The organism is Mycobacteroides immunogenum, from assembly GCF_001605725.1.
Lineage (GTDB): Bacteria > Actinomycetota > Actinomycetes > Mycobacteriales > Mycobacteriaceae > Mycobacterium > Mycobacterium immunogenum.
Window position 1 is genome coordinate 676,800 of the sequence record NZ_CP011530.1, and the last position, 19,982, is coordinate 696,781.

Genomic DNA, 19,982 nt, shown 5'->3' on the forward strand with positions numbered 1-19,982 from the left:
GTGGTCATGTCGACGTGGACGTTGCCTGAGGGGCTTGAGCCGGTTAGCCGCGGCCCGGAAGCTCCCGCTTCGGGCGCCGAACTGAACCCGGGCTGGCCTCGCAGATTCAGTTATCCGGGTGCCGACGAGGACCTGTGGGGGACGCGGTTTTACGCCGGCGACGGCGCCAGTGTGACCGGCCAATTCGAGGTCCTGCCCGAACTTGAGGGCGGGCCCGGCGTCATCCACGGTGGTGTGATGGCTGCCATTTTCGACGAGCTACAGGGAATCTTGGGGATCGTCACACAATTGGTGGCTGTCACAGCGCATTTGGAGATCGACTATCGCAAGCCCATTCCCGTCGGCGCGACCGTGGACCTGACCGCCACCGTCGAGGGCCGGATCGGGCGCAAGCTCTACACCACGGCGAGTGCGCGGATCGATGGTCAATTGGTGGCCGGTTCGCAGGGCATCTTTGTGGTCATTGACCCGGACGCCCACTACGGCGAAGGTGCGTCACGAACGCTGGGCATCAGTCCGTAAACTTCTGGGCCAGGCGCAAATTCGGGCGCTTTTCCGGTTCGATCTTGCGTGCTTCGGAGAGCACTTCCAGCGCCCTGCCCACCGTCGGGCAGCGCAGCAGGTGCATGCCGGCGGGATGTAGATCGTCACCTTCGGGCGGAATCACCGCATGGGTGTATCCGAGACGGGCGGCCTCGGCGATGCGCTTGCCGACGGCGGCGGTGCGCCGGATATCGCCGGCCAGCCCCACCTCGCCGATGAACACCATGTTGGCCGGCAATGCTATGTCCGTGTATGCCGAGGCCACCGCCATCAGGATGGCCAAATCCGCGGATGGATCGGTCATGCGCATACCGCCCACCGTCGCCATGTAAATATCATTGTTGCCCAAGGGAAGTCGCCCGTGCCGCTCAAGCACGGCGGTGACCATTGCCGAGCGCGCGTGATCCAGGCCGCTCACCGCTCGCCGTGGCGACGGGTTGGTGGAGGTGGTGACAAGTGATTGCACCTCGCCGAGCAGCGGCCGCTTACCGTCGAGCGTGACGGTCACCGCGGTCCCGGCCGCCGCCTTCTCGCGATGTTCGAGGAACAATCCCGAGGGGTCGGAAACGCAATCGATTCCTTTGTCGCGCAACTGAAAACATCCAACTTCGTCTGCCGCCCCGAACCGGTTCTTGATGCCGCGCACCATCCGCAATGCCGAGTGTTTGTCGCCTTCGAAATGCAGCACCACATCGACGAGATGCTCCAGCGAGCGTGGCCCGGCGATCGCGCCGTCCTTGGTGACATGGCCGACCAGCACCATCGCCACCCCGGACGATTTGGCCGCCATGGTCAGCGCCGTCGTCACCGCACGGACCTGTGTCACGCCGCCGGTGACTCCGTCGGCGTCGGTTGTGGACATGGTTTGGACCGAATCGATGATCGTCAGTGTGGGTTTGACGGCCTCGATGTGCCCGAGCACGCTATGCAGGTCCGACTCCGAGGCGAGGTATACCTCGTCGTGAACGCAGCCGGTGCGTTCGGCCCGCAGCCGCACCTGGGCCGCGGATTCCTCACCGCTGATGTAGAGGGCGCGGCCGCCGGAGAGTGCCCATTGGTGGACCACCTTCAACAGCAGGGTCGATTTACCGACCCCCGGCTCGCCGGCGAGCAAGTTGACCGAGCCGCGGATGACGCCGCCGCCGAGCACCCTGTCGAGCTCGGAAACACCGGTGGGTTGGTGCCGGGTGGTGTCGGTGGCGATGCTGGTGATCGGTACCGCCGCCGAGGCCGGTGCGACCGCGCGAACCGCGCCGAGTCCCCCGATGGAGGACAGCACCGCGGTTTCGCTCACGCTGCCCCAGGTGCCGCAGTCGGGGCAGCGGCCCACCCATTTGGCGGTGGTGTGCTGGCATTCCGAACAGCGGTATTGCGCGCGGGGTTTGGCCACACCGCGACGTTAGCCGCCGGGTGTGACAAAACCAGGCAAGCGGGTCCGCCCGCGCTTAGTCGGGTGGCAGCGGGACGATCCGGTCCTGACAGTTCACGGTTCTTTCGCCGTCGTTGGACAGCACGGTCTGTCCGTCCACCAGAATCCGGCAGTAGATATGGCCGGAACCCCAGATGGCCGTCACCTGCTTGACGGCGTCCTTGTAGGGCCAGGCCACCGTCACCGACCAGGGCAACGTGACGTCGTTGATGGCCTGCGGTGTCCCGGAGTAGTCCCCGTAGCTGATGGTGCCGGCTGCGGGGGTCTTGCCCGCTGCCCAGACCAGGTAGGTCACCTTGGGCGGCGCGGCCTGCGCGGTCGCGGGAAAGAACAGACCGGCGACCGCGGTCGCCGCAGTTGCCGCCGCCAACGTTCGCTTCACGGTGTCCTCCCGGTTCTCAGCTTTGGGCCGGAAGCTATCACGGAGGCGGTGGGCAAAGGGCCGAATCGTCACACCGCGGGCGTCACGGATTGCGGCTGCACGGGTCGCCGTCCCGTTGGTCGCGGGTGCCGACCTTGGAGCCGGAGTTGCCGCGCAAGCAGTGCTGGCGTGGCACGCCATCGGTGGCGTAGCTGCAGGTGGCCAGCTCCACCCGATCGTCCTCGTCGACCACCTGCCCGTCGATGAGGATCTGGCAGAAGATACGCGGCCCGTCTCCGGTGTTGTAGCCGGTCACGTTGATGAGCGGATGTTTGGTGTCATCGGTCCACGTGATGTCCTTGCCCCAGGGCAGCTGAGGATTTATCGCGCCGCGGCGTGCCCCGTCGGCGTCGTTGTAGCCGAGGGTTGCCGCAACCAGCGGGCCATACTCCGCCCACACCCGATACGTCACGGTGCGGGGCACCGCGTGGGCGATCGGGGCGCTGAGTAGCGCACCGAGCATGGCGACTGCCGCCACGCAGGTGAAGAGCCGTTTCATGGGCGCAAGCTAGCACGAAAAAAGCGAGGGCCCGGATCGGCAGATCGCCGCTCCAGGCCCTCGCAACAGGACTGTGGTTAGTGCTCGCCGCCCTCGTGGCCGCCCTCGTGGCCGGCGTTGCCGGTGTGCTGACGGGGTGCGCTGGGACCGGCGTCGATCGGCACCGCCACGGTGACCTGTCCGGCCTTCTCGAAGGTGAAGGTGAAGCGGTAGGTCAGGCCGTCGGCCAGATCCTTGGACAGCGCCAGCTGTGCCTTGCCGTGCTTGATCGTCGGGTCAGAAGAGGCCTGGGGCTTGGCTTCTGGCGTGGGGATGGCGGCAGAGGTGGTCTCGGTGCCGCTGACTTCGGGCGCGGCCGTCTCGGGTGCCTTGGCCTCAGCGGGCGGCTCCTGGCCTTCGGCCGAGCCGACGAACAGGCGCCCGGTGGCGGGGATGTCGCTGTCACCGCTGAGCGTGACCTTGCCGATGTCATCGGGCGAGGAGATGGCGGTGAGCCGGTCACTGACATCGGCGGATTCATTCGCGATGACCAGAACCAGCTCGGCCTTCTGTCCGGCGCGCTGCTTCACCGGGTCGGAGTTGCCGACGAGGTGGATGTTGCGCAGCGCCAGCTTGCCGATATTGGCGCTGCCGCCGTTGATCGCCGACGACTGGTTTGCGGTCTGTGAGATCTGTCCGGCACCGCAGCCGGTCAGGGCCGTAGCGAGAACGGCGGCGCCAACGAGTGTCGTAACGCGGGCGCTGCTGCGCCGGGACCGAGTGCGAAACACAGGCGTCTCCCTGATTCGAAAGCGGCTCCGGAAGGGTCCGGAATCCACCTGCGGCCGATATCTCCTATAGACAGTAGTAGGTGGCCCGCGCGGACTGAAACGGTGGGGCGCCTGCGATGGGCGACATGCTTGCGGACGGTCCGGAAACGGCGGCCGGCGGTGTCCGGGCCAGCCGCCGGGCAGCCGATGTGACCTGGATTACCGCTCGTGAGGGCTGGTTTATGGGCCGGTCGGATGTGCTCACGAGGGTTGCCGGATGCACGAAAAAGTCACCGTGTCAACCCCGGGGGTTCATCTGCAGTGCCCCTGACCTGCATCGTTGGTGGGCACGTCGAGATACGCCGTGTTAGAATTGGGTATCGAAAGGGGCACGAAACAAGATGATATTTAAGGTCGGAGACACCGTTGTCTATCCACATCACGGTGCAGCGCTGATCGAAGCGATCGAGACCCGAACCATCAAAGGCGAGCAGAAAGAGTATCTCGTCCTGAAGGTTGCCCAAGGCGATTTGACGGTCCGTGTCCCCGCGGAAAACGCCGAATACGTCGGTGTCCGTGACGTAGTGGGGCGTGAGGGCCTGGACACGGTCTTCCAGGTGCTGCGCGCACCGCACACCGAAGAGCCCACCAACTGGTCGCGCCGATTCAAGGCCAACCAGGAGAAGCTGGCTTCCGGTGATGTGAAGAAGGTTGCCGAGGTTGTGCGTGACCTGTGGCGTCGCGAGCAGGAGCGTGGTCTGTCGGCAGGCGAGAAGCGCATGCTGGCCAAGGCCCGTCAGATCCTGGTCGGCGAGCTCGCGCTGGCGGAGAACACCAACGCGGCCAAGGCCGACACCATCCTCGACGAGGTGCTCGCAGCTGCCTCGTAGGACGGCGGCGATAGTTCCGGCCGCCGGTCTTGGTGTGCGGCTGGGCGCGAAGATTCCGAAAGCCTTCGTGAGTGTCGGCGGTCGGACCATGCTTGAACGTTGTGTTGACGGCCTGCTCTCTTCGGGAGCGGTCGATGAGGTCGTGGTCGTGGTCGGCGCCGACCAGCTTGAGACGGCCACGACCTTGGTAGGCCCCGCTGCCAGGGTGGTGCCGGGTGGTGCTGAGCGCACCGACTCGGTGCGAGCTGGTTTGGCCGCCGTGGGTACGGCCGACTGGATTCTGGTTCACGATGCGGCGCGTCCGTTGACCCCGCCGGACATGATTGCCCGCATCGTCGCCGAACTGCAGGGAGGCCGCGGTGCGGTAATCCCGGCGATCGCGGTGGCGGACACCATCAAATCGATTAACGCGCGCGGTGAGGTGACTGGGACCCCGGATCGGGCCAGCCTGCGCGCCGTGCAGACCCCGCAAGGCTTCGCGGCCGACGTGCTCAGGCGTGCGTACGCGGCTGCCGGTGATATCGCCACGGACGATGCCGCGCTGGTCGAGAAAATCGGTGAGCATGTGCATGTGGTGGAGGGCGACCGGCTGGCGTTCAAGATCACCACGGCGCTCGACATGACTTTGGCGGAGGCGATTCTGAGCAGGGAGGGATTACCCACATGAGCGCATTGCCCCGCGTGGGCATCGGCACCGACGTGCATCCCATCGAGGAGGGCAAGCCCTGCTGGCTGCTCGGGCTGCTCTTTCCCGGCGAGAACGGATGCGAGGGGCATTCGGACGGAGATGTTGCCGCGCACGCGCTCTGTGATGCCCTGCTGTCGGCTGCCGGGCTCGGCGACGTGGGTGCGGTGTTCGGCACAGGCAGGCCCGAGTGGACGAATGTCAGCGGCGCCAAGATGTTGACCCATGTGCGGGAGCTACTGCACGACAATGGCTTCCAGATCGGCAATGCCGCGGTACAGGTCATCGGTAATCGGCCGAAGGTCGGTCCGCGCCGGGCCGAGGCCCAGCAGCTGCTGTCGGGCCTTGTTGGAGCGCCGGTTTCGGTGTCGGCGACCACGACCGACGGCTTGGGCCTGACCGGTCGCGGCGAAGGCTTGGCCGCGGTGGCAACGGCGCTCGTCGCAGCGCGGTAAGCTCGCTGGTCGTGACCGGTCACGCTCCGCTTCGGCTTTACGACACCCGTGTGGGTGCCGTGCGTGACTTCGTGCCGCTACGGCCCGGATCCGTCTCCATCTATCTGTGCGGGGCAACCGTGCAAGGTCTGCCCCATATCGGGCATGTGCGCAGCGGTGTGGCTTTCGACGTATTGCGCCGCTGGCTCAGTGCCCGCGCCTATGACGTCCTGTTTGTCCGCAACGTCACCGATATCGACGACAAGATCCTCAATAAGGCCGCTGACGCCGGTCGTCCGTGGTGGGAGTGGGCGGCGACGTATGAGCGCGCCTTCGACGAGGCCTACGACGCCCTTGGCGTGCTGCCGCCTTCGGTCTCCCCGCGCGCGACGGGGCACATCACCCAGATGATCGAGCTGATCGAGCGGCTCATCGACACCGGGCATGCCTACGCCAGCGCTGGCGACGTCTACTTCGACGTGTTGAGCTACCCGGAGTATGGGCAGTTGTCCGGGCACAAGATCGACGACGTGCATCAGGGCGAAGGGGTGGCGACCGGTAAGCGCGATCCGCGCGACTTCACCCTCTGGAAGGGCGCCAAGCCCGGTGAGCCGTCGTGGCCGACGCCATGGGGGCCGGGACGTCCGGGTTGGCACACTGAATGCGTCGCGATGTGCGAGGCATATCTGGGGCCGGAGTTCGATATCCATGCCGGCGGAATGGATCTGGTCTTTCCGCATCACGAAAACGAGATCGCGCAGGGCCGTGCTGCCGGTGACGGCTTCGCCAGGTATTGGCTGCACAACGGCTGGGTCACCATGGGTGGCGAGAAGATGAGCAAGTCGCTGGGCAATGTGTTGTCCATTCCGGCTGTGTTGCAACGTGTCCGGGCCGTCGAACTACGCTACTACCTCGGTAGCGCGCACTACCGTTCGATGCTCGAATACTCCGAGACCGCGCTCGCGGATGCGGTCAAGGCGTACTGCGGCATCGAGGACTTCCTGCACCGGGTGCGTGTCCGGGTCGGCGAGGTGCCAGTGGGCACCTGGACTCCGGGGTTCGCGGCCGCGCTCGATGACGACCTGTCGGTGCCGATCGCGCTCGCCGAGGTGCACTCCGCACGCGCCAACGGCAATCGCGCGCTGGATGCCGGTGACCACGAGGGCGCACTGTCGGCGGCGGCCAGCGTGCGCGCCATGATGTCGATCCTCGGATGCGACCCGCTCAATGAGCGCTGGGAGACCCGCGACGAGACCTCGGCCGCGCTGAATGCTGTCGATGTGTTGGTGACCGCGGAGCTGCAGCGCCGCGAAACGGCGCGGACAGAAAAGAATTGGGCACTGGCCGATGAGATCAGAGACCGGCTCAAGCGGGCGGGTCTGGAGATCACCGACACCTCGGACGGCCCGCAATGGACCCTAACCAGTAACGACGAAGAGCAGTAGCAATGGCAGGTAATTCTCAGCGCCGCGGCGCGGTACGTAAGCCCGGCAGCAAGAAGGGGCCCACCGTCGGTTCCGGCGGGGTGCGCCGGCGCGGCCTGGAGGCCAAGGGCGCGACGCCTCCCGCGGAGCAGCGGACGAAGCATCCCGCCGCCAAACGTGCTGCTGTGCAACGGAAGATCGCGGACGCCAAGCAGCGCCGGCTTAAGCAGGGGGACGAGGCCGAGATGGTGCTGGGTCGTAACCCGGTGCTGGAATGCCTGCGCACCGGTGTGCCGGCGACCGCGCTGTACGTGGCGGTCGGCGCCGACAACGACGAGCGGCTCACCGAATCGGTGTCTCTGGCGGCCGACGCCGGGATCGCGATCTTGGAGGTGCCGCGCCCCGATCTGGACCGCATGAGCACCAACGGACTGCATCAGGGGCTCGCGCTGCAGATCCCGCCGTACAAGTATGCGCACCCCGATGATCTGCTCGCGCGCGCTCGTGCCGAGGCGCAGCCCGCGTTACTGGTGGCCCTGGACAACATTTCGGACCCGCGCAACCTGGGTGCCATCGTGCGTTCCGTCGCCGCCTTCGGTGGGCATGGCGTCGTCATTCCGCAGCGCCGTAGTGCGTCGGTAACCGCCGTCGCGTGGCGCACCAGCGCGGGCGCGGCGGCGCGCCTCCCCGTCGCCCGGGCCACGAATCTGACGCGCACCCTGAAGGATTGGCAGGACAAGGGCATCACCATCGTTGGGCTTGACGCGGGCGGCGACACCGAGCTCGACAGCCTCGACGGTGCTGGCGATATCGCTGTGGTCGTCGGTTCGGAGGGCAAGGGATTGTCGCAGCTGGTCCGCAAGACCTGCGATGCGGTGGTCTCGATTCCGATGGCCGGACCCGTCGAATCGTTGAACGCTTCGGTGGCCGCCGGTGTGGTGCTGGCGGAGATTGCCCGCCAGCGTCGCTGATCGCTCTTTGCCGATTGGACATTCATGTGGGTGTCTTCTGGCGTTTCACCCACATCTATGTCATCTCGGGCACAATGTGCAGCCATGAAGCGCGTAGCTGCGGTCCTCGCCGCCACCCTGGCCCTGGCCTCCTGCGGCGATAAGGAGCCGGCATCCTTCGACCTACAGGCACATCGCGGTGGACGCGGCGAGACCACCGAAGAATCCTTGCGTGCCTTTACCAAAGCGCTTGAGCTGGGGGTCAGCACCCTCGAACTCGACATCGTCATCTCCAAGGATCGCAAGCCGATGGTCTGGCACGATCCGGTGATCGATCCCGCGAAATGCTCTGATACGGCCCCGGTGGTGCCCGGTGACGCACAGTTCCCGTACGTCGGAAAGCTGGTGAAAGACCTGACCTCCGAGCAGTTGCACACCCTGGACTGCGGCAAGATGCTCAAGGACTTCCCGCAAGCCGAGGTGGTCAAGAACGACAAGATCGCTTTGTTGTCAGACGTTTTCGCCCTCGCCGACACCTATCACGCTGCGGTGCGCTACAACATCGAGACCAAGGTGGAGGCCGCCGAACCCCAGAAATCGGCGGAACCGCAGGTGTTCGTCGACATCATCCTCGACACGATCCGCGCGGCGGGCAAGCTCGACAAGGTGGAAATTCAGAGCTTTGACTGGCGCACGCTGCCGATGACCAAACGGGCCGAGCCGAACATCCCCCTGGTGGCGCTGTGGGACGAAACCACGTGGTACCCAGGCTCTCCGTGGCTGGGCGGGGTGGACCCCGCGGTGGTACCGGATCCGATTGACGGGGCCAAGCAGATCGGCGCCACCATCTTGTCGCCCGGTTACACCGTGCCGTATGGAGGCAAGGCCGGTGATCCCGGTTTCGCCTTGGTGGCCGACAAGAAATTTATCGACAAGGCACACGGTCTGGGGCTCAAGGTCATTCCCTGGACCATCAACGATGCCGAGACCATGAAGGCACAGATCGATGCCGGTGCCGACGGGATCATCAGCGACTACCCGACCACTCTACGGAGGGTGATGGCCGAGAAGGGCCTGCCGTTGCCACCGGCGTATCACCGTTAGACGAACGGGGCCAGTTCGATGTCATTGGCGGCCAACGCATCGCGGACGGCCCGCGCTAGCGTGACCGCACCCGGTGAATCACCATGCACACATATCGATTCGGCGGTGCGGCTGAGGGCGGGAATGCGCGCTGCCACCACGGCGGGATCGTGCAGCACCGCGCCGGGTTCGCCGCGCGGCACCAATGTGCCGTCCTCGCGGTAGGCACGGTCCGCGAAGGCCTCGGTAACCACGCGCAGGCCCAATTCACGTGCACGGTCCCCGAAGACACCCCGGGGCAGGGTCAGTACCGGCAAATCGGCGTTCACGTCGCGCACCGCACGCGCCACCGCATCTGCCTGTGCTTCGTGCTGGATGATCGTGTTGTAGAGCGCGCCATGTGGTTTCACATAGGTCACCGATGATCCGGCGATGCGGGCGAGCGCGTCAAGCGCACCGATCTGATACGCCACGTCGGCATACAAATCCTCTGCCGCGATATCGATGAATCGGCGGCCGAATCCGGCGAGATCGCGGTAGCCCACCTGCGCGCCGATGCGGATATCCCGCGCGGCCGCGGCATGGCAGGTGCGGTGCAGTGTCGCCGGATCGCCCGCGTGGAAGCCACAGGCGAGGTTGGCGCTGGTGACGAGGTCGAGCATGGCCTCGTCGTCGCCGAGGCGCCAGGCACCGAAACCCTCACCCAGGTCGGCATTGAGGTCGATGCGTGCCACCCGGCCAGCGTATCGCGCCTAAGCGTGCCGATACCGGCCGATCAGGCGGCAGAGCAGGTAGATCCCGACGGCGATCATGGTCACGAACACCGAGATCGGCACCCCCGGAGCCAGCGACAGCACAATGCCGCCGATGGCGGCGACCTCGGCGAAGACGATCGATAGTGCGATGGCGCGGGCCGGAGACGACGTGATGCGGGCCGCGGCGGCAGCCGGTGTGATGAGTAGCGACATCACCAGCAGGGCGCCCACGATTTGCACGCCCTGTGCCGCGGTGAGGCCGACGAGGGCGGCGAAGACAATCCCCAAGGCCCGCACCGGGACTCCACGTGCCTCGGCGACATCCGGATCGACGGTGGCGAACAGCATCGGCCGGTAGGTGAAGGCCAGCACCGCGCCGACCACGATGCTCACCACCACCAACATCAGCAGCCCGCTGTATCCGACGCCCACGATCTGCCCGGTGAGCAGTGCGAAGTTGGTGCCGGTGCGCCCTGGATACAGGTGAATGAACAACACCGCCAGGCCCAGCCCGAACGCCATGACCACACCGATCGAAGAATCGCGATCCTTGGTCCGCTGTCCGAGAACACCGAAAAGTATTGCCGCCACCACACTCCCGAGGAGCGCGCCGGTGCCGACATTGGCCCCAGCCAGCAATGCGGCGGCCGCACCCGTCAAGGACAGCTCGCTGGACCCGTGGACGGCGAAGGACATCTGCCGCATGACCACGAACGGCCCGATGAGCCCCGCCAGCAGTCCGAGCAGAGCGGCGGCCAGAATGGCCTGCTGCACGAAGTCGCGCCCCAAAAGATCGGCGGTGAGGGAGAGGTCGAAGAAGTTATTCATGGGCGTGCTCGGCACATTCTTCGGTGATCTGCCGGTCTTCGCCGACCACCACGTACTGCCCGCGCACCTTGACCACGTCGATCTGGGCGCGGTACAGCTCCGACAGTGTCTCCGTTGTCATCACCTCGTCGACGGTGCCGATCTGGAAGCGCCCGTCCACCAGGTACAGGATCCGGTCCGCGTACGGCAGGATCGGATTGATCTCGTGCGTCACGAATAGCACGGCTGTCTGCGCGCTGCGCCGCCGCTTGTCAATCAGAGCGCAAATCTGCTGTGCGCTTGCCGGATCCAAGTTCAGGAGCGGCTCGTCGCAGAGCAGCAGCGCGGGGTCGCCGGCAAGTGCCTGCGCGATACGCACCCGCTGCAGTTCGCCACCGGACAGTGACGAAACAGCCTTGGTTGCCAGATGGCTCGCGTCCACCTGCTCCAGCGCGAGGGCGACTGCCTCGCGATGGCGTGCCCGGCGGGTGCGGTTGATCGCCGCCAAACCCCAACGATGTCCGTCGATTCCGAGGCCCACGAGGTCTTCTGCGCGCAAGATCAGTGCGTTGTCGGCAAGACGGTGTTGAGGCACGTATCCGAGGTCGTCGGTCACGGTCATGGTGCCCCGGGTCAGTGGCACCTGGCCCAGCAGTAGACGCAGTAGCGAGGTTTTTCCGGAACCGTTGGGGCCCAATACGGCGATGAATTCGCCCGGTTCCACGGTGAGGTCCAGGTCCTGCCAAAGGGTGCGTCCACCGCGATTCATCGATGCATCGCGCAGCGTCGCGGCACTCATGCGGTCATTATCCGCTACTGGTCTTCGCGCACCGGCTCATCCCAGGGCCGCGGCGAGCTGCTCGGTGGTACGTCGTTGCCAGGTGATGTAGTCGGTTCCTTCGGGCAGGGTTTCGGTCACCGTCACCACCGGGACACCGTGAGATTCGGCGGCCTGCTTGATCCGATTGGTGACCGATCCCGCAGTTTGTGGGTTGAATAGAAGGGCCGCAACCTGTTTGGTACTGATCAGATCCAACGCGGTGGCAACATCCGCGGGGGAAGGGTCCCGCCCTTGCTCGGCTGCCTCGGCGAAGTCGTGCGGGGTGGCGTCCACCAGCCCGCAATTGGAGACCAGATGGCTGGCCACAGGTTCGGTCGCCAGAATCGCCTTGCCCCGATACTTGTCGGCGATGTCTTTTTGCCGGCTGGCGATTGAATCAAGCTGCTGTTCAAACTGTTTCGCGTTCGTACGGTAGGAATCGGCATTGTCCGGGTCGGACTTGGAAAGGTCGTCCGCGACGTTGTTGGCCACCTGTTGAGCGGTGCGCAGGCTGTAGAACACGTGCTCGTTCTTGTCGGCGGAGTCGGTGGGAAGAAGCTGGTAGGCGTTGACCCGCGGCTCGCCATCCTTGAGCAGCTTGTCGATGAATGGGTCGTATCCGTCTCCGTTGTAGACAACCAGGGTGGCGTCTTGGACCTGAGCGGCCGCCGCGGGCGTCACTTCGAAGGAATGCGGGTCGGTGTTGGCGCCGCTGACCAGCGCACTCACCTTGGCATGATCCCCGGCAACGGCCTGGGCCACCGAGGCCCACGCGTCCGTGGAGGCCACGATCGTGGGCTCACCGGTCTGCTGGTGGGGCTGGCCGCAGCCCGCCAGTGCGAGCGCTCCGGCGGTTGCCATCGCCACAGCCAAAAAAGCCACGCGAGTGGGCATCGCAGACCTCCAGCCATCTAGTAATGAAAACGGTTTTCATTATGGCGTATGGAGTGGCACCTGTGCAAAACCTGGCAGGATTCGCTGAGCTGTTGCCGCTATGAGGACAGCAGCGCGGCGCAGCGCAGCAGCCCGATGTGGCTATAGGCCTGCGGATGATTGCCCAGCGAGCGTTCGGCCACGGGGTCGTACTCTTCGGACAGCAAGCCGGTGGGGCCGGTGGCCTTGACCAGCTGGTCGAACAGCAGCTCGGCCTGTGACCGCGCCCCGATGAGCAGATAGGCCTCGACGAGCCAGGCCGCACACAAATGGAATCCGCCCTCGCCGCCGGGTAAGCCGTCGTCGCGGTGATAGCGGTACACCGTCGCGCCGCTGCGCAGTTCTGCCTCGGTGGCAATCACCGTCGCGGTGAAGCGGGGATCGGCGGGGTCGATCAGTCCAGATAGCCCGATATACAAGGTGGCGGCGTCCAGATCGGTGCCGTCATAGGCGGCGGTATAGGAGTTGACCGACTCGTTCCAGCCCTTCTCCACAACCTCGGCGGCGATCTCGTCGCGCAGCGCGGCCCATGACGGTGGGGCCTGGCGGCCGAACTCGTCGGCCAATTTCACCGCGCGGTCCACCGTGACCCAGCACATCACCTTGGAGTAGACGTGATGCCGGGGATTGCCGCGGATCTCCCAGATGCCGTGATCGGGCTCGTACCAACGACGTTCGACGGCAAGAACCATGTCGGACACCAGGTTCCAGTCGGCATCGGTCAGCGGGTCGGTATGCCCGAGCCGCTTGCGTGCGTGGGTCAGGTCGTGGATCAGTTCCACCACCGGGCCGAAGACGTCCAGCTGCACTTGTGAATTGGCGGCGTTACCAACACGAACCGGCCGGGAGCCGGCATACCCGGGCAGTGAGTCGATGACCGCTTCGGGTGGCAGCACCGTTCCGGCCAGCGTGTACAGCGGGTGTAGGCGATCGGGTCCGGGCAGATGCTCGAGTACCCGGTGCAGCCAGCCCAGTAGGCCCTCTGCCTCGCCGAGCGAGCCCAGCGCCACCAGTGCCGAGGCGGTCATCGACGCGTCACGCAGCCAGCAGTACCGGTAGTCCCAGTTGCGAATGCCGCCGATGTCTTCGGGAAGCGATGTGGTGGCCGCCGCCATGATCGCGCCCGACTCCGCGTGCACCAGTCCGCGCAATGTCAGTGCCGAGCGTTTCATCAGACCGGGCTTGCGATCGGGCAGCGTCAGGGTCTGCGCCCAGTCGCGCCAGTACGACTCGGCACGTTCCCGCAGCTCGGCCTCGGGGATTGGATTCTCGCCGAGATCCTCAGTACCACAACGCAGTTCGAGAACCACGGGTCCATTGGCTGGGCTGATGGTCGCTGTTGCGGTCTGATCGTCGGCCCCAATTGTCCAGGTGACGCCGGGCGCGCGCAGCACGATCGGATCGTTGGTGCCCAGCACGCGTAGGCCGTCACCCTCGGCCACCAGTTGTACGGGGGCCTGGCCGAACTCGGGGCGCGGGGCGAAGGTCACCACCGCCTCGGCCTCGCCGGTGACCACCCGAATCAGGTCGGTGCGGCCCGGGATCTCGTCATGGGCCAGATAGTCGGTTACTTGCAGGCTGGCCCAACGTGTTTCGACTGTCATAGTGCTGTCGATGTATTTTTGGCCGAGCGGCAGGGCCGCGCGCGCGGGACCGATGGTGAAGTGTCCGGCCTCGTCTCCGCCGAGGAGGTGTGCGAAGACCGCCGCGGAATCGGGTTCGGGGTGACACATCCAGGTGATATCGCCGGTGGGAGTCACCAGTGCGATGGTGCGCGAATTGGCGAGCATGGTGAGACGCTCGATCGGGGTGGCATGACCGCCGAGTAACCAGGTGCGGCGCTCTTCGAGCAGGAAAGCCAGTGCGGTGCCTACGGATTCGGTGTCCGGGATGCGATATCCGGCAAGTGTCTCGCCATTGCCCACTTTGACGCCAAGGTCTGGGCCGTGCAGCCGTTTGAAGGCCTTTTCGTCGGTGACATCGTCGCCGAAGAACACCGCGGCGGTCGCGCCCTCCTGATGGCGCAGGATGTCGAGGGCCTGGCCTTTGTCCGTGGGTATGACGGCGAACTCCAGAACCTTCTTACCTTCGGTGACTTGCGCACCCCAGCCGTTCGCCACCGAGAGTGCTTGACTCAGTGCGGCATCGGCGTCCGCGTCGGAGGCATTGCGTACGTGCAGCGCGACGCTCGCGGGTTTCAGTTCGATGGCTACGCCCGGGTATTCGGCGGCGATGGCCGACAGCTTGGTGGCGATGGTCTTGAGCAGCGCCTTGGCGTCCCCGTCGATGGCATGCACGAAGCCGGCGTCGAACTCCGAACCGTGACTACCGACCAGATGCACCTCGGCGGGCAGCCGCGACAGGGTCGCCAGGTCGCGCAGCGCGCGGCCGGAGATCAACGCGGAGGTGGTCGATGGCAGCCCGGCCAAAGCCCGCAGGGCCGTGGTCGATTCGGGATGCGGGCGGGCATCGTCGGGATTGTTGACCAGCGGGGCGATCGTTCCGTCATAGTCGGAGGCCACCAGCAGACGGGGTGTACGGGCGACCTCGGAAAGAGCCCGGCGCAATTCCACGGGCAGATCTTGGGCACTCACCACGGGTCCCGAGTCTACGTCCGCTACCTGCGTGGGGCAGGTTAGGCCGAGCGTCGCGGCTAGGTGATGCCGAGTAACAGCCGGACGGTGCGATCGAGCCGATGGCTCACGTCGGTCGCGGAGGCCCGCCGCGTCAACCAGGCAATCATGTTGGAGGTCCAGACGTCTGAGATGACGCGGGCGATGTGAAACTGCGCGTCGGTCGGGTCGTCGTCGCCGGCCATCGCCCGAGCGAAGATGCCGTCCATCAATCGGCCCACGTGATCAACCTCACCGGCGGCGGAAGCGTCGGCGAAGACCAGCGCACGCGTCATCGCTTCGGTGAGCAATGGATTGCGCTGCATGTTGCGGTTGAGTCGGGTGATCGCCGTGTGCAGTCGCTCGTAGGGTGTGCCGCCGCTGACGGTGTTGCGATCGGACCGCGCGTCGATCTGCTCGAATTCGCGCTCCAGCGCCGACACCAGCAGATGCACCTTGGACGGGAAGTAGCGGTACAGGGTGCCGACGGCGACATCCGCACGTTCGGCGACGGTGCGCATCTGCACCGCTTCGTAGCCGCCCTTGGAGGCGATGGCCAGCGTGGCGTCCAGGATGCGCTTGCGGCGTTCGCGCTGCGCACTGGAACCGAGGTCGTCGTCGGACAGCGCGGAGACGGCGGCAGGCTGGCTTGTCGCGTCGGTGTCTGCGTCACCTGATTGCACGGTTTCCGATGCGCTAGATGTCCGAGGCGTTGCCATGCGTCTGTACTCCCTGCCCTCAATCTCGCGTCTGCACGCGACGGTTCCAGCGCACAACTATACGGATGCCTGTCGGCCGAATCAGGTCTCCCTGGCTCGTCGGTAGCGCTCTGTACAGCCTGAATGCGTTCCTACTACACTGAACCCAATCACGATATTAGAACACGTTCTAGTGTGATTTGTGTCGAAAAACAGCAGGAGGAAACTGTGTCGGTACCGTCCGGTCTTCGCGCGAGCGGCTCATCCGAAGTACAGGAAGCCGCGCGGGACGCGGTCCGTCAGTGGGCCAAGAGCGCGGCGGTCATTGAGTCGGTCCGGAAGATGGAATCGGAGTCCAACGGGTGGGGTTCTGCCTACGCAGGGCTAGCTGAGCTGGGCATTTTCGGTGTCGCGGTGCCCGAAGCCGCCGGTGGATCGGGCGCCGGATTCGACGACATGATCGCCATGGTCGATGAGGCCGCGGCAGCATTGGTGCCGGGTCCGGTGGCCACCAGCGCGCTGGCCGCGGTGGTCCTCGCCGTTGACGGGCACGAGGAATTCGTCCCGGCACTGGCCGCCGGGGAGCGGACGGCGGGCCTGGCACTCGCCGGGAATCTGACCGTCGACGGGGGGCGTGCCTCCGGCGTGTTGCCGGCGGTGCTGGGCGGCACTGCCGACGGACTGCTGTTGGCCCCGGGGCCCGACGGGTGGGTGCTCGTGGACTGTGCGGATACCGGTGCCGCGGTAGCGGTCAAGAAGGCGACGGACTTCTCCCGCCCGTGGGCCGAGATCACGCTGAACGGCGCCGTGGCGCATCCGGTGGGCCTGCCCGCCGCGGTGGTCGCCGATCTGTCCGCGGTGACGCTCTCGGCGGAGGCGGTGGGTGTGGCGCGATGGGCATTGCAGACCGCCGTCGAGTACGCCAAGGTGCGCGAGCAGTTCGGTAAGCAGATCGGCAGCTTCCAGGCCATCAAGCACATGTGTGCGGAGATGTTGTGCCGGGTCGAGCAGGCCGATGTCGCCGTCTGGGACGCCGCCGGGTGTGCGCAGGATGTCCTTGCGAATAGCGGTGATTCCCCACAGCTTTCGATTGCCGCGGCGGTCGCGGCGGCGGTGGCCGTGGACGCCGCGGTGGCCAACACCAAGGATTGCATCCAGATCCTCGGCGGTATCGGATTCACCTGGGAGCACGACGCGCACCTGTACCTGCGCCGGGCCTACGCCCTGCAATCGTTCCTGGGTAAGCCCGCGGTATGGCGGCGTAAGGCGGCCGCGCTCACCCTTGACGGCACCCGCCGGTCGCTGACGATCGACCTTGGTGAGGTGGAGGCCCAGCGTGCGACCGTTGCGGCGACGGTGGCGGAAATCGCCTCGGCGCCACAGCATGAGCATCAAGTCCGGCTGGCCGAGACGGGCTTCTTGGCCCCGCATTGGCCGGCGCCGTATGGGCTGGGTGCCGGCGCCGCGCAGCAGTTGCTCATCGACCAGGAGCTGCATGCGGCGGGCGTTGCCCGTCCAGACCTGGTAATTGGCTGGTGGGCTGCTCCGACCATTCTCGAGCACGGAACACCGGAGCAGATAACACAATTCGTCGCGCCCACCCTGCGCGGTGAGATCGAGTGGTGCCAGCTGTTCTCCGAGCCCGGTGCCGGCAGCGATCTTGCGGCGTTGCGCACCAAGGCAACCCGGGTCGACGGCGGTTGGAAGCTGGACGGACAGAAGGTGTGGAACTCCAAGGCGCAGATCGCGGACTGGGCGATCTGCCTGGCCCGCACGAATCCTGATGTTCCCAAGCACAAGGGCATCACCTACTTCCTGCTGGACATGAAGACCCCCGGCATCACCGTGCGGCCGCTGCGCGAAATCACGGGCGAGGAGATGTTCAACGAGGTATTCCTTGACGGTGTCGTCGTTCCGGACGAGAACGTAGTGGGCTCGGTTGATGACGGCTGGCGCCTGGCCCGTACCACTTTGGCCAACGAGCGAGTGGCGATGGCCGGCGGCGGCACCCTCGACGAGGCCATGGAATCGCTGCTCGCGCTCATTGGTGATGCGGAATTAGATGCGGCACAACTCGATACGCTCGGAGTATTCGTGTGCTCAGCGCAAACCGGCGCGCTGCTGGATCTGCGCACGGCGGTGCGCGCCATCGGCGGGCAGGACCCGGGTGCGGCTTCGAGCGTGCGCAAGCTCGTCGGTGTTCGGCACCGGCAGGGGCTCTCGGAGCACATCCTCGACTACGTGGACACCCACGGCGCGGTGGAGTCGCGCGAGATGTGGTTGTTCATGCGGGATCGGTGCCTGTCCATCGCCGGCGGCACCACCCAGATCCTGCTCAGTGTGGCGGGTGAGCGGCTACTCGGCTTGCCGCGTTAGCGGCAAGAATCGCGTCGAGACTACGGTTTTTGACGCGTTTCGCGAGTGGCGCACACACAACACGGCGTGTCGGTGAGAGAGCTCAGCTGAAGCGCGCCACCGCGCAGGCATCGGGTGAAATCACATAGCGGCCATCAAAATTGGCCTCCACGCGACTGCAGACGATGTAGTCGGCGTCGAGCTTGGGTTGTCCGGTGGCCCAGTCGGTGGGTTGCGTGGTTCCGGAGATCTGGAACCGGTCGGGCGTGCCCCCGCCGATGTACACGGTGGTCAGGGTCCAGGTGCTGCCGCCGTTGTGCTCGACGGTGTTGGGGTTGTCGGCCCACTGCACCCATAGGTAGTTCAGCCGGTCGGAGGTGCGCAGTTCGGTGGTCTGTCTGGCCCACAGATCTCCGGGAAATCCTTCGATTCCGTTAGGCCCGCGCAGATTGACGGTGGCGGTGTAGTAGCACTGCCGCTCGGCCTTGCGGCAATCCGCGGTCGCGTGGACCTCGAGTTGCCGGGCGTCGTCGACCGGCGTGCTCACATCGGCCGTCTTGACTTCGGCGTGTGCCGTCGCTGGGGTCATCAGATTGGTGGCGGCCATCAGCAGTACGGCGGCGCTTACGAGGCGAGCCATGGGGTCTCTCACTCGTCGAAGGTTACGTTGACTTCGTCGGTCTCCGGTACCGCCTGGCACGCCAGGATGTATCCGTCGTCGATGTCGTTCTGGGACAACGCGTCGTTGACCAGCATGCGCACCTTGCCATCCTTGAGGATGCAGGCGCAGGTCATGCAGTGCCCTTCGCGGCAGGAGAACGGTGCGTCCAGCCCTTTGGCGAGTAGCACGTCCAGCAGCACGGTGCTGCGCGGCCAACTGACCTCGTGGGTCTCACCGTCGAGTTCCACGGTGGCGGTGGCCGGTGGTTCATCGTCATCCGACGGTTCGGCAAGGACAACCTCCGCGAAGGGGTCGCTCTCCAGAGACCGGAATACCTCGATATGTACGCGATCGTCGGTCATGCCGTTGCCCTTGAGCGCGGCCTCCGAGGCATCCATGAATGGTCCTGGGCCACAGATGAAGGCCTCGTGATCGGCGAAAGGTGCGGCCAGCGTGGCCAGCTGCTGCTGCGACGGCAGCCCCTGCACGGATTCGAGCCAATGGATGACGGTCAGCCGGTCCGCGTATTCGGCCGCCAGCGCGCGCAGCGCCGCCCCGAAGATCACGGATTGCTCATCGCGATTGGCGTAGATGAGCACCACCTTGCCGCTGCCCTGCGAGAGTGCGGACTTGCAGATGGCCATCATCGGGGTGATGCCGCTGCCGCCGGCGACAAGGAGGAGATCTCGGCTCAAGTCTCGGGGGACGAAAACCCCGGACGGCGCCAGCACATGCATGTGCATGCCGGCGTGTGCGTTGTCGCAAATCCAGTTGGACCCGTATCCGTCCGCGGTGCGCTTGACCGTGACCGTCAACCGGTCGTCGATATGCGGGGAGCTGGACAGGGAGTAGCAGCGTGCCACCGACCCGGTGCGGTCGGACGGAATGCGCAGCGTGAGGTACTGACCGGGCGTGTACGCGAATTTGTCGGCGGCCTCTTCGGGAATCTCGAAGACCAGGGACCGGGAGTCGGCGGTCTCGTCGATCACCTCGGCGATGCGCACCTCAAGGACGTGCTTCCCGAGCGGAACGTCCGTCACGTCATTTCCTCCGTCAGTCGTCGTCGGCGAGCGGCCGAACTAGAACAGGTTACAGAATTGACCTTTGGCCCTACAACACCGTCGGCGCTTCGTTCCAGATGAGCCCGCCTTCCCGGGGTGGGCAAGGCGATGTCGACACAGATCGAAACGTGTTCTAGTCTCAGCAGTGAACGCGCGCTACCACCGAGGGTGTA

20 protein-coding genes are annotated in these 19,982 nt (G+C 65.7%); 8 read left to right on the forward strand and 12 right to left on the reverse strand.

Annotation, left to right across the window (positions count from 1 at the left end):
• The first annotated feature begins 6 nt into the window (after positions 1 to 6).
• Positions 7 to 522, forward strand: coding sequence for a PaaI family thioesterase (locus tag ABG82_RS03445; protein ID WP_078343920.1), 516 nt, complete (start codon positions 7 to 9; stop codon positions 520 to 522).
• On the opposite strand, the gene radA is transcribed toward ABG82_RS03445, so the two are convergent.
• The 4 genes from radA to ABG82_RS03465 form a co-directional block, all read right to left on the reverse strand.
• A complete protein-coding gene (gene radA / locus ABG82_RS03450; protein ID WP_043079790.1) occupies positions 512 to 1,933 on the reverse strand; it encodes a DNA repair protein RadA in 1,422 nt (473 codons plus the stop codon). The genes ABG82_RS03445 and radA overlap by 11 nt on opposite strands.
• 55 nt (positions 1,934 to 1,988) lie before the next feature.
• Positions 1,989 to 2,354, reverse strand: coding sequence for an MmpS family transport accessory protein (locus ABG82_RS03455; RefSeq protein ID WP_043079789.1), 366 nt, complete (start codon positions 2,352 to 2,354; stop codon positions 1,989 to 1,991).
• Positions 2,355 to 2,436: 82 nt separating this feature from the next.
• The gene (locus ABG82_RS03460; RefSeq protein ID WP_043079788.1) at positions 2,437 to 2,892 is read right to left on the reverse strand and encodes an MmpS family transport accessory protein; all 456 of its coding nucleotides are present in this window, start codon (positions 2,890 to 2,892) and stop codon (positions 2,437 to 2,439) included.
• A 77-nt stretch (positions 2,893 to 2,969) separates the two neighbouring features.
• On the reverse strand, positions 2,970 to 3,662 hold the full coding sequence (locus ABG82_RS03465; RefSeq protein WP_043079787.1) for a hypothetical protein: 693 nt from the start codon (positions 3,660 to 3,662) through the stop codon (positions 2,970 to 2,972).
• A 380-nt stretch (positions 3,663 to 4,042) separates the two neighbouring features.
• Here ABG82_RS03465 and ABG82_RS03470 point away from each other — a divergent pair, with 380 nt between their 5' ends.
• From ABG82_RS03470 to ABG82_RS03495, 6 genes are all read left to right on the forward strand, one after another.
• Positions 4,043 to 4,531, forward strand: a complete 489-nt coding sequence (locus tag ABG82_RS03470; protein WP_005064991.1) for a CarD family transcriptional regulator — start codon at positions 4,043 to 4,045, stop codon at positions 4,529 to 4,531.
• Positions 4,521 to 5,198 (forward strand): 2-C-methyl-D-erythritol 4-phosphate cytidylyltransferase, encoded by a 678-nt coding sequence (gene ispD, locus ABG82_RS03475; protein ID WP_165589760.1) that lies wholly within the window; start codon positions 4,521 to 4,523, stop codon positions 5,196 to 5,198. Before ABG82_RS03470 ends, ispD begins: the two co-directional genes overlap by 11 nt.
• The gene (ispF, locus tag ABG82_RS03480; RefSeq protein WP_043079785.1) at positions 5,195 to 5,671 is read left to right on the forward strand and encodes a 2-C-methyl-D-erythritol 2,4-cyclodiphosphate synthase; all 477 of its coding nucleotides are present in this window, start codon (positions 5,195 to 5,197) and stop codon (positions 5,669 to 5,671) included. The genes ispD and ispF overlap by 4 nt, the downstream gene beginning before the upstream one ends.
• Positions 5,672 to 5,682: 11 nt before the next feature.
• Positions 5,683 to 7,095, forward strand: a complete 1,413-nt coding sequence (gene cysS, locus ABG82_RS03485; RefSeq protein ID WP_043079784.1) for a cysteine--tRNA ligase — start codon at positions 5,683 to 5,685, stop codon at positions 7,093 to 7,095.
• A gap of 2 nt (positions 7,096 to 7,097) precedes the next feature.
• On the forward strand, positions 7,098 to 8,045 hold the full coding sequence (gene rlmB / locus ABG82_RS03490) for a 23S rRNA (guanosine(2251)-2'-O)-methyltransferase RlmB (RefSeq protein ID WP_043079783.1): 948 nt from the start codon (positions 7,098 to 7,100) through the stop codon (positions 8,043 to 8,045).
• An 84-nt stretch (positions 8,046 to 8,129) separates the two neighbouring features.
• Positions 8,130 to 9,128, forward strand: coding sequence for a glycerophosphodiester phosphodiesterase family protein (locus tag ABG82_RS03495; protein ID WP_043079782.1), 999 nt, complete (start codon positions 8,130 to 8,132; stop codon positions 9,126 to 9,128).
• Here the strand turns inward: ABG82_RS03495 and ABG82_RS03500 are convergent.
• From ABG82_RS03500 to kstR, 6 genes are all read right to left on the reverse strand, one after another.
• Positions 9,125 to 9,841, reverse strand: a complete 717-nt coding sequence (locus ABG82_RS03500) for a LamB/YcsF family protein (RefSeq protein ID WP_043079781.1) — start codon at positions 9,839 to 9,841, stop codon at positions 9,125 to 9,127. The two genes, ABG82_RS03495 and ABG82_RS03500, sit on opposite strands and share 4 nt — an antisense overlap.
• Positions 9,842 to 9,859: 18 nt before the next feature.
• The gene (locus ABG82_RS03505; RefSeq protein ID WP_043079780.1) at positions 9,860 to 10,690 is read right to left on the reverse strand and encodes a metal ABC transporter permease; all 831 of its coding nucleotides are present in this window, start codon (positions 10,688 to 10,690) and stop codon (positions 9,860 to 9,862) included.
• On the reverse strand, positions 10,683 to 11,468 hold the full coding sequence (locus tag ABG82_RS03510; RefSeq protein WP_043079779.1) for a metal ABC transporter ATP-binding protein: 786 nt from the start codon (positions 11,466 to 11,468) through the stop codon (positions 10,683 to 10,685). The genes ABG82_RS03505 and ABG82_RS03510 overlap by 8 nt, the downstream gene beginning before the upstream one ends.
• A gap of 36 nt (positions 11,469 to 11,504) precedes the next feature.
• Positions 11,505 to 12,383 (reverse strand): metal ABC transporter solute-binding protein, Zn/Mn family, encoded by an 879-nt coding sequence (locus ABG82_RS03515; protein ID WP_043079778.1) that lies wholly within the window; start codon positions 12,381 to 12,383, stop codon positions 11,505 to 11,507.
• 98 nt (positions 12,384 to 12,481) lie between these two features.
• Entirely contained in the window at positions 12,482 to 15,016 is a 2,535-nt protein-coding gene (gene otsB, locus ABG82_RS03520; protein ID WP_043079800.1) for a trehalose-phosphatase, read from the reverse strand.
• A 59-nt stretch (positions 15,017 to 15,075) separates the two neighbouring features.
• The gene (gene kstR / locus ABG82_RS03525) at positions 15,076 to 15,753 is read right to left on the reverse strand and encodes a cholesterol catabolism transcriptional regulator KstR (protein ID WP_043079777.1); all 678 of its coding nucleotides are present in this window, start codon (positions 15,751 to 15,753) and stop codon (positions 15,076 to 15,078) included.
• 207 nt (positions 15,754 to 15,960) lie between these two features.
• Between kstR and ABG82_RS03530 the strand changes: the two genes are divergently transcribed.
• Positions 15,961 to 18,108 carry an acyl-CoA dehydrogenase gene (locus ABG82_RS03530; RefSeq protein WP_043079799.1) on the forward strand — a complete coding sequence of 716 codons (2,148 nt, stop codon included), beginning with the start codon at positions 15,961 to 15,963 and terminating at the stop codon, positions 18,106 to 18,108.
• An 82-nt stretch (positions 18,109 to 18,190) separates the two neighbouring features.
• On the opposite strand, the gene ABG82_RS03535 is transcribed toward ABG82_RS03530, so the two are convergent.
• Complete coding sequence (locus ABG82_RS03535; RefSeq protein WP_043079776.1) at positions 18,191 to 18,727, reverse strand: hypothetical protein; 537 nt, start codon at positions 18,725 to 18,727, stop codon at positions 18,191 to 18,193.
• An 8-nt stretch (positions 18,728 to 18,735) separates the two neighbouring features.
• Complete coding sequence (locus tag ABG82_RS03540) at positions 18,736 to 19,788, reverse strand: ferredoxin--NADP reductase (RefSeq protein ID WP_043079775.1); 1,053 nt, start codon at positions 19,786 to 19,788, stop codon at positions 18,736 to 18,738.
• Positions 19,789 to 19,982: the final 194 nt, after the last annotated feature.

Excerpts from the sequence above, each read along its gene's own strand:
- ABG82_RS03510 (WP_043079779.1), bottom strand. The coding sequence starts at position 11,468 with ATGAGTGCCGCGACGCTGCGCGATGCATCGATGAATCGCGGTGGACGC.
- ABG82_RS03535 (WP_043079776.1), bottom strand. The coding sequence starts at position 18,727 with ATGGCTCGCCTCGTAAGCGCCGCCGTACTGCTGATGGCCGCCACCAAT.
- rlmB (WP_043079783.1), top strand. The coding sequence starts at position 7,098 with ATGGCAGGTAATTCTCAGCGCCGCGGCGCGGTACGTAAGCCCGGCAGC.
- ABG82_RS03470 (WP_005064991.1), top strand. The coding sequence starts at position 4,043 with ATGATATTTAAGGTCGGAGACACCGTTGTCTATCCACATCACGGTGCA.
- ABG82_RS03515 (WP_043079778.1), bottom strand. The coding sequence starts at position 12,383 with ATGCCCACTCGCGTGGCTTTTTTGGCTGTGGCGATGGCAACCGCCGGA.
- ABG82_RS03505 (WP_043079780.1), bottom strand. The coding sequence starts at position 10,690 with ATGAATAACTTCTTCGACCTCTCCCTCACCGCCGATCTTTTGGGGCGC.
- ABG82_RS03460 (WP_043079788.1), bottom strand. The coding sequence starts at position 2,892 with ATGAAACGGCTCTTCACCTGCGTGGCGGCAGTCGCCATGCTCGGTGCG.
- ABG82_RS03495 (WP_043079782.1), top strand. The coding sequence starts at position 8,130 with ATGAAGCGCGTAGCTGCGGTCCTCGCCGCCACCCTGGCCCTGGCCTCC.
- ispF (WP_043079785.1), top strand. The coding sequence starts at position 5,195 with ATGAGCGCATTGCCCCGCGTGGGCATCGGCACCGACGTGCATCCCATC.
- kstR (WP_043079777.1), bottom strand. The coding sequence starts at position 15,753 with ATGGCAACGCCTCGGACATCTAGCGCATCGGAAACCGTGCAATCAGGT.
- ABG82_RS03445 (WP_078343920.1), top strand. The coding sequence starts at position 7 with ATGTCGACGTGGACGTTGCCTGAGGGGCTTGAGCCGGTTAGCCGCGGC.